This is a genomic window from Micromonospora sp. NPDC004704, assembly GCF_053601675.1.
The window spans coordinates 38,113-50,328 of record NZ_JBSGCD010000045.1; the positions used below are offsets into that span (position 1 = coordinate 38,113).

General features: G+C 70.2%; 13 protein-coding genes. 3 read left to right on the forward strand and 10 right to left on the reverse strand.

Annotated features, from left to right (window positions below):
* Nucleotides 1–115: 115 nt before the first annotated feature.
* The 4 genes from ACWEFB_RS34470 to ACWEFB_RS34485 all read right to left on the reverse strand — a co-directional run bounded on the left by ACWEFB_RS34470 (nucleotide 116) and on the right by ACWEFB_RS34485 (nucleotide 4,213).
* Complete coding sequence (locus ACWEFB_RS34470) at nucleotides 116–316, reverse strand: hypothetical protein (RefSeq protein WP_363595127.1); 201 nt, start codon at nucleotides 314–316, stop codon at nucleotides 116–118.
* Between the two features lie 131 nt (nucleotides 317–447).
* On the reverse strand, nucleotides 448–1,908 hold the full coding sequence (locus tag ACWEFB_RS34475; protein ID WP_452292225.1) for an MFS transporter: 1,461 nt from the start codon (nucleotides 1,906–1,908) through the stop codon (nucleotides 448–450).
* Nucleotides 1,889–2,125, reverse strand: a complete 237-nt coding sequence (locus tag ACWEFB_RS34480) for a hypothetical protein (protein ID WP_326558269.1) — start codon at nucleotides 2,123–2,125, stop codon at nucleotides 1,889–1,891. The genes ACWEFB_RS34475 and ACWEFB_RS34480 overlap by 20 nt, the downstream gene beginning before the upstream one ends.
* A gap of 213 nt (nucleotides 2,126–2,338) precedes the next feature.
* On the reverse strand, nucleotides 2,339–4,213 hold the full coding sequence (locus tag ACWEFB_RS34485) for a S8 family peptidase (RefSeq protein ID WP_452292227.1): 1,875 nt from the start codon (nucleotides 4,211–4,213) through the stop codon (nucleotides 2,339–2,341).
* Between the two features lie 485 nt (nucleotides 4,214–4,698).
* Between ACWEFB_RS34485 and ACWEFB_RS34490 the strand changes: the two genes are divergently transcribed.
* Nucleotides 4,699–5,814 carry a geranylgeranyl reductase family protein gene (locus ACWEFB_RS34490; RefSeq protein WP_452292229.1) on the forward strand — a complete coding sequence of 372 codons (1,116 nt, stop codon included), beginning with the start codon at nucleotides 4,699–4,701 and terminating at the stop codon, nucleotides 5,812–5,814.
* Nucleotides 5,815–5,848: 34 nt separating this feature from the next.
* On the opposite strand, the gene ACWEFB_RS34495 is transcribed toward ACWEFB_RS34490, so the two are convergent.
* From ACWEFB_RS34495 to ACWEFB_RS34515, 5 genes are all read right to left on the reverse strand, one after another.
* Nucleotides 5,849–6,562: a hypothetical protein gene (locus ACWEFB_RS34495; protein ID WP_452292231.1), complete on the reverse strand. Its 714-nt coding sequence runs from the start codon at nucleotides 6,560–6,562 to the stop codon at nucleotides 5,849–5,851.
* Nucleotides 6,559–6,978: a hypothetical protein gene (locus ACWEFB_RS34500; RefSeq protein WP_452292233.1), complete on the reverse strand. Its 420-nt coding sequence runs from the start codon at nucleotides 6,976–6,978 to the stop codon at nucleotides 6,559–6,561. Before ACWEFB_RS34500 ends, ACWEFB_RS34495 begins: the two co-directional genes overlap by 4 nt.
* Nucleotides 6,975–7,778 (reverse strand): hypothetical protein, encoded by an 804-nt coding sequence (locus ACWEFB_RS34505; protein WP_452292235.1) that lies wholly within the window; start codon nucleotides 7,776–7,778, stop codon nucleotides 6,975–6,977. The genes ACWEFB_RS34500 and ACWEFB_RS34505 overlap by 4 nt, the downstream gene beginning before the upstream one ends.
* 46 nt (nucleotides 7,779–7,824) lie before the next feature.
* Nucleotides 7,825–8,145: a hypothetical protein gene (locus tag ACWEFB_RS34510; RefSeq protein WP_452292237.1), complete on the reverse strand. Its 321-nt coding sequence runs from the start codon at nucleotides 8,143–8,145 to the stop codon at nucleotides 7,825–7,827.
* 71 nt (nucleotides 8,146–8,216) lie between these two features.
* Nucleotides 8,217–8,993: a hypothetical protein gene (locus ACWEFB_RS34515; protein WP_452292239.1), complete on the reverse strand. Its 777-nt coding sequence runs from the start codon at nucleotides 8,991–8,993 to the stop codon at nucleotides 8,217–8,219.
* A 179-nt stretch (nucleotides 8,994–9,172) separates the two neighbouring features.
* Between ACWEFB_RS34515 and ACWEFB_RS34520 the strand changes: the two genes are divergently transcribed.
* Nucleotides 9,173–9,370, forward strand: a complete 198-nt coding sequence (locus ACWEFB_RS34520) for a hypothetical protein (protein ID WP_326558277.1) — start codon at nucleotides 9,173–9,175, stop codon at nucleotides 9,368–9,370.
* 105 nt (nucleotides 9,371–9,475) lie between these two features.
* Here ACWEFB_RS34520 and ACWEFB_RS34525 read toward each other — a convergent pair whose 3' ends face one another.
* Nucleotides 9,476–11,278, reverse strand: coding sequence for a bifunctional metallophosphatase/5'-nucleotidase (locus ACWEFB_RS34525; RefSeq protein WP_452292241.1), 1,803 nt, complete (start codon nucleotides 11,276–11,278; stop codon nucleotides 9,476–9,478).
* Between the two features lie 518 nt (nucleotides 11,279–11,796).
* Between ACWEFB_RS34525 and ACWEFB_RS34530 the strand changes: the two genes are divergently transcribed.
* Nucleotides 11,797–12,018 (forward strand): biotin/lipoyl-containing protein, encoded by a 222-nt coding sequence (locus ACWEFB_RS34530; RefSeq protein WP_452292245.1) that lies wholly within the window; start codon nucleotides 11,797–11,799, stop codon nucleotides 12,016–12,018.
* Nucleotides 12,019–12,216: the final 198 nt, after the last annotated feature.

The window sequence follows — 12,216 nt, forward strand, 5'->3', positions numbered from 1 at the left end:
CCGGGTGCGGCAGGGGTTCACGTGCCACGGCCCCGTTTCGAGTCCGTGGTCATGACGCGGTCACCGCCGTCCCGCGACGCGACTGGGTGCCGCTGCGACGCTCGGTGACCGCCCTTCAGGACGTGGGCGAGCGACGCCGGTTGGCGCTGGCCCGGTCGGCGAGTCCGGCCACCGACAGGTCACCGTCGATCACCCGTACGGCGATCCAGCCGACGAGGCCGGCCAGGACGGCGCCGGCCGCCGCGCCGAAACCGGCAACGGCCCAGACCGCCGCGATGAGGAAGCCGATCACGAAACCGAACTGCTGGCGGGACATTGGTTACCTCCCCGGTGGCGGACGCACGGTTCGCCCGTTGCATACACCGGTGGCGCCGATCCGAACCCGATCGCCTCCGAGAATCGGGTGAGCCAGATCACACCGGGGCCCGCCCTGGACGGGTTTGGGCGTCAACCGGCGCCGCCGGTCGCCGCCGCATCCGATCGATGGGCGGCACGCCGACCGGCGACGATGTCGACCAGGGCGGCGATGAGGGCGATGACGACAAAACCGAGCGCGATGAGCAGCGCGTCCCGAAACGCCCTCGACCAGCCGTTGTGGGTGGCCGCGAGGGCGTTGAAGAACACCGTACCGACACCGGCGATCCCGGCCGCAGAACCGATCCGCTGCCCGGTCTGCAGCATGCCGGCCGCGGCGCCGCCCCGTTCCACCGGCACCTCGGCGAGGGTGAGGGTCTGGTTCGGGGTGATCACGAACCCGCTGCCGAGGCCGGCGATGAGCAGCGGCACGGCGGTCGCGTACGGGGCGCCGCGTCCCGGTACGAAGTGCAGCGCCACCATCGTCCCGGCGAGCCCGATCGCGACCAGGGTCAGCCCGATCGCCACCAGCGGTCGGCCGTACCGGTTGACCAGCCGTCCGCCGAGGATCGCCGTACCGGCGGAGCCCAACGCGAACGGGGTCACCGCCAGACCGGCGGCCAGCGCGCTGTAGCGCAGTCCGTTCTGCAGGAACAGGGTGAAGATGAAGAAGAGCGCGGTGAACCCGGCGAAGTAGAGCAGGGCGATCAGACTGCCCAGCGTGTAGGAGCGGTGTCGGAACAGGGCGAGGTCGAACAGCGGCTCGCCCCGGCGCTCGTAGCGGCGCTCCCAGTAGACGAACCCCGCCAGCACCAGCGCGGCCGCGGGTACCAGCAGCCACTTGAGGAAGCCCTGCCACTGCCGTTCCTCGATCAACGGAAGCAGCAGCAGGGTCACGCCGAGGCCGAGCAGCAGCACCGCGACCGGATCGAGGCTCTTGCGTGGGCCGGGGTGGTGCGGCGGCAGCACCCGCCAGCCGAAGATGATGGCGGCGATGCCGACCGGTACGTTGACGAAGAAGACCAGCCGCCAGCCCTCGTGCGTACCGACGAGTGCGATCAGCAGCCCACCCAGCAGCGGCCCGATCGCGGTCGAGAGGCCGATGACCGAGCCGAGCAGACCGAATGGCCGGCCTCGCTCCGACCCCTGGAACATCTGCTGGATCATTCCGACGACCTGCGGGTTCACGACCCCGGCAGCGGCGCCCTGGATCAGGCGCGCGATGATCAGCCACTCCGGTGAGGTGGCCAGGCCCGCAGCCGCACTGGAGACGGTGAACAGGGCCAGTCCGGCGATGAACACGTTGCGCCGGCCCCGGATGTCGCCGAACCGGCCGGCCGCGACGAGGACCAGGCCGAAGGTGAGCGCGTAGCCGGAGAGAACCCACTGCAGTTCGCTCGGGGACGCCTTCAGCGCCCGCTCGATCGACGGCACCGCCACGTTGACGATGCTCACGTCGAGCAGCGTCATGAACGTCGCGATCAGGCCCACCGCCAGCGCGAGGTTGCGCTGGCGGTTCGACCTGCCCTGGCTGCTATGCGGCTTGATGCGCACACCACCGGGGACCGAAGTCGAGGCCGGCCAGCGGAGAGTCCTCCCGGTGCAGCAGGTTCTTCACCGAGAGGTTGTGCAGCGGCGCGGTCAACTGCTCCTCGGCCAACCCGGATTCAGTCGCGATGGCGGCCGGATAGGGCACCTGCCCCTTCGCCTCGAGCGCGGTCACCGCCGCGTACACCCGCTCCTCGACGTCGGATAGTTGTACTTGTCGCATGGAAAGCTCCTCCGCTCGACCACACTGTCGGGCACCTCACGACCGGGCGGATACCCCGCCCCCAGCCGATGATTCCCGACCGGCGGGACGTACATGCGAGGTTTGCCGTCCTTGCCCCTCGCCGGCCCCGTGCCGCCGGCGTCGACGGGCCGGAGCCCCGGCGTGGCGCCGGGGCTCCGGTGGTTTCCGATCCGATGCGACCGGACGGTGGCTTCAGAGCGCCAGGGTCCAGGTGTTGATGTAGCCGGTGTCGATGGTCGCCGCGTCCTGGACGCGGAGCCTCCAGGTGCCGTTGGCGGGTTCGCTGGAGAGGTTGACGGTGTAGGTCGTGTTGATGTTGTCGGTGCCGCCGCCGGTGCGGTTGTGCAGCACGTAGGCGCTGCCGTCCGGGGCGACCAGGCTGACCACCAGGTCACCCTGGTACGTGTGCACGATGTTCACCGCGACCGTGGCGTTGGTACGGCCGTTGCGCGCACAGCCGGAGACGGTGATCGTGCTCTCCACCGTGGTGTTGTCCGGGATCGCCACGTCGTTGCCGTTGGTCTGGGTGCAACCGGGTGCCCCGTTGACCGTCAGCGAGTACGAGGTCGCCTGGGTGGTGACCGGGCCGGTGCCGGTGATGCTCACCGTGTAGGTGCCCGACGGGGTGGCCGAGGTGGTGCTGATGGTGAGGGTGGACGAGCCGCCCGAGGTGACCGAGGCCGGGCTGAACGTCGCCGTCGCCCCGCTGGGCAGGCCGCTCGCGGTCAGCGCGACCGACTGCGGGCTGCCGACCGTGGTGGCGGTGCTGACCGTGGCGGTCACCGACTGCCCCGGGTTGACCGTGCCGGCACCGGGCGCCACCGAGATCGAGAAGTCCTGGGTCGGCGGGACCACGTTTCCGATGTAGAGCAGCTTGTTCGGCGAACCGGTGCCCGCACCGGTCACCACGCCGTTGGTGGCGTCGTTGACGAGCTTGTCGCGTACCTGCTGCGGGGTGTAGCTGGGGCTGGCCGACAGCACCAGGGCAGCCGCGCCGACCACGTGCGGGGTCGCCATCGAGGTGCCGCTGATGGTGTTGGTCGCGGTGTTGCTGGTGCTCCAGGCCGAGGTGATCGCGCTGCCGGGGGCGAAGATGTCCAGGCAGGTGCCGATGTTGGAGTAGGACGCCTTGGCGTCGTTCGACTCCGTCGCCCCGACCGTGATCCCGTTCGGGGTGCTGGCGGGGGAGACGTTGCAGGCGTTGGAGCTGTATTCGTTACCGGCGGCGAGACCGTACACCACGCCGTCCGCGATCGACCGGGTCACGGCGTCGTTCACGCCCTGGTCGAAACCGCCGCCGAGGCTCATGTTGGCGACCGCCCGCTCACCCGGGTCGTGGTCGCCGGTGACCCAGTCGATGCCGGCGATGACACCGGCGTACGAGCCACTGCCACCGTTGTCGAGCACCCGTACGCCGACCAGGGTGACGCCCTTGGCCACGCCGTACGCGGTGCCGCCGACGGTGCCGGCGACGTGCGTACCGTGCCCGTTGCCGTCGTCGGCGCTACCGCCGTCGACCGCGTCGAACCCGGTGACCGCCCGCCCGCCGAAGTCGTTGTGGGCGAACCGGATCCCGGTGTCGATGATGTACGCCCGCACACCCGCACCGTTGTTCGGGTAGGTGTAGGAGTTGTTCAACGGCAGGTTGCGCTGGTCGATCCGGTCCAGTCCCCAGGAGGGGGTCGGGGACTGGGTGGCGGCGAGGCGCACGGTGTGGTTCTGCTGGACGTACTTCACCGACGGGTCGGCGGCGAGCCGCTTGGCCGCCGCCTCGGACAGCCGTACCTCGAAGCCGCGCAGGGCGTGCTGGTAGGTGCGGGCGACGCTGCCGCCGTGCCGCTTGGCCAGGCTCGCCGCGGTGTCGGTGACGTTGGTCTGGGCGACCGAGGCGTCCTTGAACACCACGACGTACGAGCCGGCCACCGCCGTGACGCCGCCGGCCTGCAGGATCTGCCCTTCGGCGGGTGCGGCGGCGACTGGACTGGCGAACGCGACCGCGGCGGTGGCCGCGGCCGTGACGGCTGCTCCGATGCGCCAGCGGCGCCCCGGTGACCCTGAGAGTGTCATCCCTCGTGCTCCCCTTCCGATGCTCGACCGGTGGACTCGTGGTCCACCGATCGATGGTTCCCGGTAACTGATTGGGGGAAATGCTAGGGGCAATTCATTGAAATGTAGAGATGTATGATTTGGTTGGCGAGTCGCGTATCCTGTGGTGTTCCGGCCGCGCCCGTTCGTGGTGCGTCCGACGACGTCCGAGGTCGGGCCACATCTCCTCCCTTCTGGAATAAACCTGAGTGGACTCGGTTCGCGATTCATGTTTTGGGTGTACGAATGCAGCGCCGAGCGGCACATCGGGCACAGGATCCGAAACGGGGATCGGCGCAAACAAATGGAACCGGCAATCGCGCCGAAACATAAACGTGCTTACGGCGGCCATCCGTCGCCGTTGCTACAAGAAAGAAGTGGGCGGGATTCGGGCCGGACATGGGCGGGGTCGGGGCGTACGGTCAGCACGATCGAGCGCCCGACGGCCGTTCCTCTAGGCTGCTCCCGTGACCGCATGTGACGTCGCCGTCGTCGGCGCCGGGCCGGCCGGCCTCTCCGCCGCCTACGCCGCCGCCCGGGCCGGAGCCCGTACGATCGTGCTGGAGCGGGCCGAACATCCCCGCTACAAGACCTGTGGGGGCGGGTTGATCGGCACCTCCCTGGCCGCCCTCGACGGGCGGATCGAGGTGCCCGCCGACGACCGGGTGCACAACGTCACGTTCACCCACGACGGCCGGCGCGAGTTCAGCCGCGACCACGGCTCACCGCTGGTCCTCATGGTCCGCCGCCCCGAGTTCGACGACCGGCTGCGCCGGGCCGCCGCCGACGCCGGAGCCGAGATCCGCGAGCGGGTCGCGGTACGCGCGATCGACCAGGACAGCACCGGCGTACGCATCCGCCTCGCCGACGGCACCGAGCTGACCGCGGGTGTGGTGATCGGCGCGGACGGCTCCTCCGGGATCACCGCCCGTCACGTCGGCGTCGAGTACGACCAGGTGGACCTCGGGCTCGAGGTGGAGCTGCCGGTCGCGGGTCCGATCCGGGAGCACTGGCAGGGCCGGCTCCTGCTCGACTGGGGCCCGATCCCCGGCTCGTACGCCTGGGTCTTCCCGAAGGGCGACGTGCTCACCGTCGGTGTCATCGCCGAGCGGGGCCAGGGTGAGGCGACCCGGCGTTACCTGCGCGACTTCGTCGACCGGCTCGGGCTCGCCGGGATCGAGCCGATCCACGACTCCGGACACCTGACCCGCTGCCGCAGCGAATCCTCGCCGCTGCGCCGGGACCGGGTCCTGGTCGCCGGTGACGCCGCCGGTCTGCTGGAGCCGTGGACCCGGGAGGGGATCAGCTTCGCCCTGCGCTCCGGTGCACTCGCCGGAGCCGCTGCGGCCTCCGGTGACCTGGACCGTTACGTCACCGCCGTACACCGGGAGTTGGTGCCGCCGATGGCCGCCGGGCGCCGGCTGCTGGGCGCGTTCACCAGGCACCCCGGCGTCTTCCACGCCGTGGTCGCCACCCGGCCCGGCTGGCGGATGTTCGCCCGGTTCTGCCAGGGGGAGGCGTCGTTCCAGCGCACCCTGACCCGGATGCCGGTCCGCGCGGCACTCGCCCTGCTCCGGTCCTGACCGGCGGCCGAACCCGGCCGGCAACCCGCCCGTGTCAGTTCAGCCGGGGCAGCATCGCCGCCACCCGGGTCAGCGGCTCGGCCAGCGCCGGAATGCGGTCCACCTGGTCCAGCCGGCCCGGCAGGTAGGTCATCAGCTCGCCCTGGTGCAGGATCCACGGCGGCACCGACCCGGCCAGATGCGCGGCGACGAGGGCGGGGGAGAGCACCCACCGCACCGCCACCGGGTCGCCCTCGACCCGGAACGCCCGGTCGAAGTCCCGGTCACCGGTGACCGCGCCCCCACCGCCGGCCAGGGCGCGCCCGACCTGCGCCGCCGGGCCGCGCGGCGACACCTCCACCGAGGGGTACGCGTGCCCCAGGTGCACCACCACGACCACGTACGGGTGGCTGTGGCTGGACGTCGTGCTGGTGGTGCCACCCATGCCGTCGGAACCCGTGCCGGTGTACGTCTCGGTGTGGTTGTACTCGGCAACACTGACCCGTTGACCGGCGACCACCCCGGACACGACAACCGCGACACCGGCCCGGTTGCCACCCGGCAGCCTCGTTCCCCAGTCCACGATGGGCAGTGGCACGTACACCCAACCGTTGCGGCCGGCCCACCGCCGCAGCGTGTCCCGGCGTTGCCCGTTGCGCCGCCGGCCGAGCAGGACGAGGACGACCAGCAGCGCCAGCACCGCGACCGCGGCCAGACAACCGAAACCGAGCAGACCCGCCAGCAGCCCGTCGGACTCGGCCGGAGTCATCGGCGGTCCGTCGCGGAGAACGACAGGGCCGCCGGCACCAGGGGACCGAGCACCAGCACGATCGCCCCGCTCGCGATCCCCCCGACCGCCGCATCCCCGGCGATCAGTTCGAACGCGCCCACCACGAACAGCCCGCCGACGGCGAGCCCGGTCAACAGGAACGTGCTCCACAGCAGCCACCGGCCACCGGTCGCCCCCGCCGCCAGGCGGAGGTTCGCGACGAGCACCGGTACGCACCCCAGTACGCCTACACCGAGTGCCACCGCGACCGGGATCAGCACCCCGACCGCGTCGATGCCGAGCAGGTAGCCGACAAAGGCCAGCAGCACCGCGTACCCGATGAGCAGCGCGCCCGCGACGGCGGCCCGCTTCCGGGCGGCGCGCCGACGGCCGTCCGCGCCGATCTGCCCGGTCATGGCTCCAGGCGCCAGTCCGTGCCGTCCGCGACCGCCGGAGCCTTGTCCCGCAGAGAGCCGTCGGAGATCTTGTCGGCAGCGGAGACCGGCCACCGGTGCCCGTCGAAGGCCAACCACTCGTTGATCCGGTCCCGGAGATTGCCCTCCTGCACCGCGGTCACCCCGTAGAGGGTGCCGGTTCCCGCGGTCAGGGCGGTCAGGAACACCAGACACGCCGCGATCGCGATGAACGGTCCGGCCGGCGCACCGAACACCGAGGCGGTGGACGCGGCGGCGCCGATCAGGCCGCCCACCAGGGCCGTGATCGCGACGAGGATCGAACCCCACCAGACCACGATCGCCGCGGCGGTGGCCGTCAGCGCACTGTGGATGGCGTCGGTGAAGTCCTTCTTGATCGAGGTGATGGCCTTGAGCTGCGCGCCCAGCATCCGCTTGTACGCGTCCGCCGCCGGTCCCTTCCACTCGTCCAGGATCGCCGACTTGTCCGGGTCAGCCGCCCCGGCGAGCGCACTGACCGGAGACCCGACGTCGTCCGCCCACGCGTTGCCAACCCGCAGCAGCGTCGGGGGCCACCCCGGCTTGAGCATGTACCTGTTCAGCTCCGCGTAGATCTTGTTGATCAGGGAGACGAACCGTTCGGTCGACTCGCGGATCCCGTCGCCGACGAAGCCGGGCACCTTCGACAGCACCCGGTTGACATTGTCGACGATCTCCTCGGTCTTCTGCTGTACGCGTTTCAGCGCGGCCTCGAACTCCTCGATCAGTTCGCGGAACTCCTGCTCACCGGGGCTCGGAGCCATCACACACCGTCCTTTTCCGCAGCTGGGTCGCCCATGGCGCGGTCCACTAGTAGATGCCGCGCATCCGGTGCACCGCGTCCCGCTCGTCGGCCTCGTAACCGTCGGCTGCCGTACGCAACGCCGAACCGATCGCGTCGAAGTTGGCCGCGCCCTCGCGCAGCAGCCGCGCCAGCTTCTCCTGCAACTCGCCGTACGTCTCGACCAGACCGGTGAGCGACGCCAGGCTGGACAGCTCGAACGGACCCAGGCTCTGCGCCGAGGCCGACTTCGACGCGGCGTCCATGGTGTAGGCGTGCCGGCCCCAGGACCGGGCACCCTCGTGCAGGGCCGCGATCGACGCCTCGATCTGCTCTTTGCTCGGTGGCACGGTCTTTCCTCACAATCGCTGGCTGGCCGGGTGACCCGGCCGGACCCGGGCGGACGTTCGGTCGGCGCCGGTCACGGTCGGCGGTACAGTCCCAACTGGCGGGCGAGTTCCAGCGGGTCGCCGGCCAGCCGGCCCAACGCACCGACCCGGCTGTCGGCGACCAGCCCCTGCACGGTCTCCCGACCGGCCACCAGGTACGCCTCCTCGAACGCCTCCAGGGTCGCCCGGCCGATGTTGACCTCGTGGGTGTCGTAGAGCCACTGCGAGTTGTACTCGACGCCGACCGGAGCGCCGTCCCCGGTGATCCGTACGGTCACGTGCCGGCCCGCGTCCCGCCCGTCGTACGACCGGGTCTGCCGGTCGGCGACCTGCCGCGACAACACGTCGAGATCGGCGTCGAGGTCGTGCAGCATCCGCACCATCTCCCGCATCGCCTCGACCGTCGCCGCCGCATCCGGCCGCTCCGACAACGCCGCGACCAGCTCGTCCACCGACCGGTCCCGGGAAGCGGACGCCGACGGCGGAGTTGGTGCCGGCTGCGGCGGGTCCGGTGTCACGAGCCCCTCCGAGAGCCTCGCGTCCAGCTCACGCAGCCGGTCCAGCGCCGCCGACTCGATCGCGGCCCGTACGGCCGAGCCGAGCCCGACCGCGCCACCGACCCGGCGCCAGCCCTGGTCCACCCGTACGTGACGGACCCGGCCGTCGCCGTCCACCTGAACGGTCACCACGTCGTCCGGATCGCTGCCCCGGTAGCGGGCCGCCGGATCGCTCGCCGTGCCCACCCGCCGGGCGAGGTCGTCGGCCTCGGCCCACAGTCGTCCGAAATCCGGATCGGTGTCCCCGCTCAACCCGTGCACCTTCCGTTTCCTCCCCCTGGCACCTGATGCACCCTAACGGCACACCCGGTACGCGCACTGCCCGTGACCGATGGCGTTTTCAGACTCCTCCACCCGGTGACGCGAATCAGTCACCGGGTGGTCGCCGACGGTCGTTGCGGTGGACACTGGACAGGAGCGAGGAGGCCGTTATGGCGACCGAACAGGAACCCGAGGGACGCTCCACCGACGAGGAACTGGCCCACCTGCGGCAGGTGCGGTTCGGACGGCTACCCGCCCGGGTACGGCCCGAGGACCACGTCCAACTGGTCGAGACCGGCCAACGCCCGGACCGGGCGGCGCCGGCCGGCGGCGAAGACGACTGGATGCTGCGCAACGCCGCAGGGTAGGGGGAAGTCACCTGGTCGGGACGCATCGATGATGCCCCGGATACCGCGACGGCGGTGGTTCTCATCCGACCGGGTGAGGACCACCGCCGTGCACGTCGAAGCAGGTCAGCTCGGGAACTCGACCGGGACGCCCTCGCGTACCAGGCGCCAGTTCGGTACGAAGAAGTCGGCCGGGTCGATGGTCCCCTTCTCCTGTGCCCAGTCGATCAGCAGCTGGCGGATCTCCTGCTGCTGGTTGTAGATCTGGGTCTTCACGATGCCGGGGAAGTTGCCGCCGCCGCTGCGCCGGTAGTTGTTCACCGCGATCACGAACTGGTCACCGTCGGCGACCGGGATGCCCGTACCGGGGTGGGCCAGGCGGGTGATCCGCTGCCCGACCGGGCGGCTGATGTCGATGTCGTAGTCGACGCCGGAGATGGTGTCGTAGTTGTAGTCCGGCACCGACGGGTCGTTGATCGTCGCCGGGTCCACCGGGGCACCCGGGCCGAGCGTCCGGAAGTACTTCGCCGAGTACTCCAGGTACGCCTTCACCTCCGCGCCGCTGATCAGCACGGCCTCGAGGGTGTTGTCGTAGATGTAGAGCCCGGCCACGTCCTTGATCTTCACGTCACCGGCCGGGAAGACCGCCGTACGGCTGAACGGTGCGGCGATCGACAGCACCGGCAGGCTCGCGTACGCGGTGCCCACCAGGGCGGCGCCGACGACGTCGGTCTGCACCTTGTTGATGTAGTCGAGGATCGGGGTGTCCTTGTAGCGGGACTCCGTCGCGGGCAGTTCGACCGCTGAGGTGGCCACCACCTGGTTCACGTACGCGACCGTCTTGTTGTGCTGCGCGCGTACGGCCGCGAGGACCTTCGGGTCCTCGACCACCGTGTTCGTGTTCAGCATGGTGGCGTGCTTGCTGGTGATCTTCCAGCAGTTGTGCTCCCGGGTGAGGGTGAAGTCCATCCGGGTCAGCCGCTGGCCCCACCGCGACGGCTCCGACGTCAGCACCTGCACACCGGTGGCGGTGTTGGTGACGAACCGCTCGACCACCTCGTTGTGCGCGTGGCCGAAGAGGATCGCGTCGATGCCGGGAACCTGCTGGGCGATCAGCGCGACCGGGTTCTCGTTCGGCAGTTCCGGACCGTAGCTCGACGTACCGTTGTCGCCACCGTGCGCGGAGATCAGCACGATGTCGGCGCCGCGCTGGCGCATCACCGGCACCCACTTCGCGGCGGTCGCGATCATGTCCTCGAACCTGAGCTTGCCCTCGACGTTGCCCTTGTCCCAGATGGCCACGCCGGGGTTCGTCAGACCGAGGATGCCAACCCGCAGGGTCGGTGCGCCCGCGCCGAGGTCGACCTTCTTGATGATGTACGGCGTGTACGCCGGCTTCCCGGTGCGCGCGTTGACCGCGTTCGCGGCCAGGGCGGGGAACCCGAGCTGCCGGATCCAGAGGTCGAGCAGGGGCAGGCCGTAGTTGAACTCGTGGTTGCCCAGCGTCACCGCGTCGTAGTCGAGCACGTTCATCGCCCGCGCCATCGGGTGCTTCTCGCCCGTCGACGTGATCGGCTCCTGCTTGGCGTAGTACGTCGCCAGCGACGTGCCCTGGATCGTGTCGCCGGCGTCCAGCACCAGGGTCGCCTTGCCCCGCCGCTCCTTGCGGATCTGCTTGACCAGGGTGGTCAGCTTCGCCACGCCGATGTCGTTGTGGGCGCTGTCGTCGTACTCGGCGTCCTTGTAGTAGTCCCAGTTGTAGACGTTACCGTGAGTGTCCGAAGTGCCCAGGACGGTGAGGTCCCAGCTCTTCGGCTTCGTGGGCCGGTGCGCCTGGGCCGGAGCGGCGGCGACCAGCGGTGCTGCCGCGGCGGCAGCCGCCGCGGTGACCAGAAGCTGGCGTCGGGACGGGCCGGAGGGAGAGGTCATTACGTGCCTTCCAATGACGGTGGGTGGAGCCTCGTGGGCGTCGTCGGCACGATAACCATCCGCTCGGGACGGCGCCAGTGCAGACCGAAGACGACACCTCCCGGCCACCCACCGCATGCCCGGCCGAAACTCGGTGCGGTGGAGCGTTGACGTCACGTCCTACGTTGCTGATCGTGTCGGATGTCGTCGCTCTCGTCGTGACCGCCGTACTCGCGGCGAACATCGCCCTCCGCCGGCCGCTCCGGCCTCGACGACCGACCCTTCCGGTGAGCTGGTCCGAGGGCGTCAGGCGATGGTGGTTCTGGCTGGTGATGCCGTACGTGGCGGTTGACGTTGTCGCGCACGAACATCTGCGTCTCCGGACCCTGCTTGTCATGTGCGGGCTGCTGTCCGCCGCGGCGGCAGTCTCCCTCCTGCGAGGAGCGCTCGGCCGATCTCCCTTGCCCGCGCCCGCACAACCGGCCGTCCCCGCGGTTCAGCCCGCCTCCGGTAGCGAGTCCGAAACCGTGGCCGTTGTGATGCCGTGGCTCGGGGAGTCGGTGAGAACCGCTACCGTCACGTCGGTGCACAAATCAACCGGTGAAGCCGTACGCGCCGGTGAGGCGGTATGCGAGGTGTCCACCGACAAGATCGATACCGAGGTCCCCTCGGACATCTCCGGCACGGTCGTCGCCGTACTCGTCCAACCACCGGTCGACATCGCCGTGGGCGCGCCGATAATGCTCATCAAACCCATCTGACCGCAATGACGCCGGGTCCGACAACGGCTGTCAGGTGACCGGTGTCCCGGGCCCGCCAAATGTGCGAGGTTTTTTGGGCTTGATCAACTCTCGCTGGGGGCGGGTTCGCGGAATGCCGGCGGGCCCGGGGCGGTTATACATCGCGTACGACCGGAGCAGCGCCGGGGTTGAGTTCTCGCCCCGTGCAGCCTGTGGCCT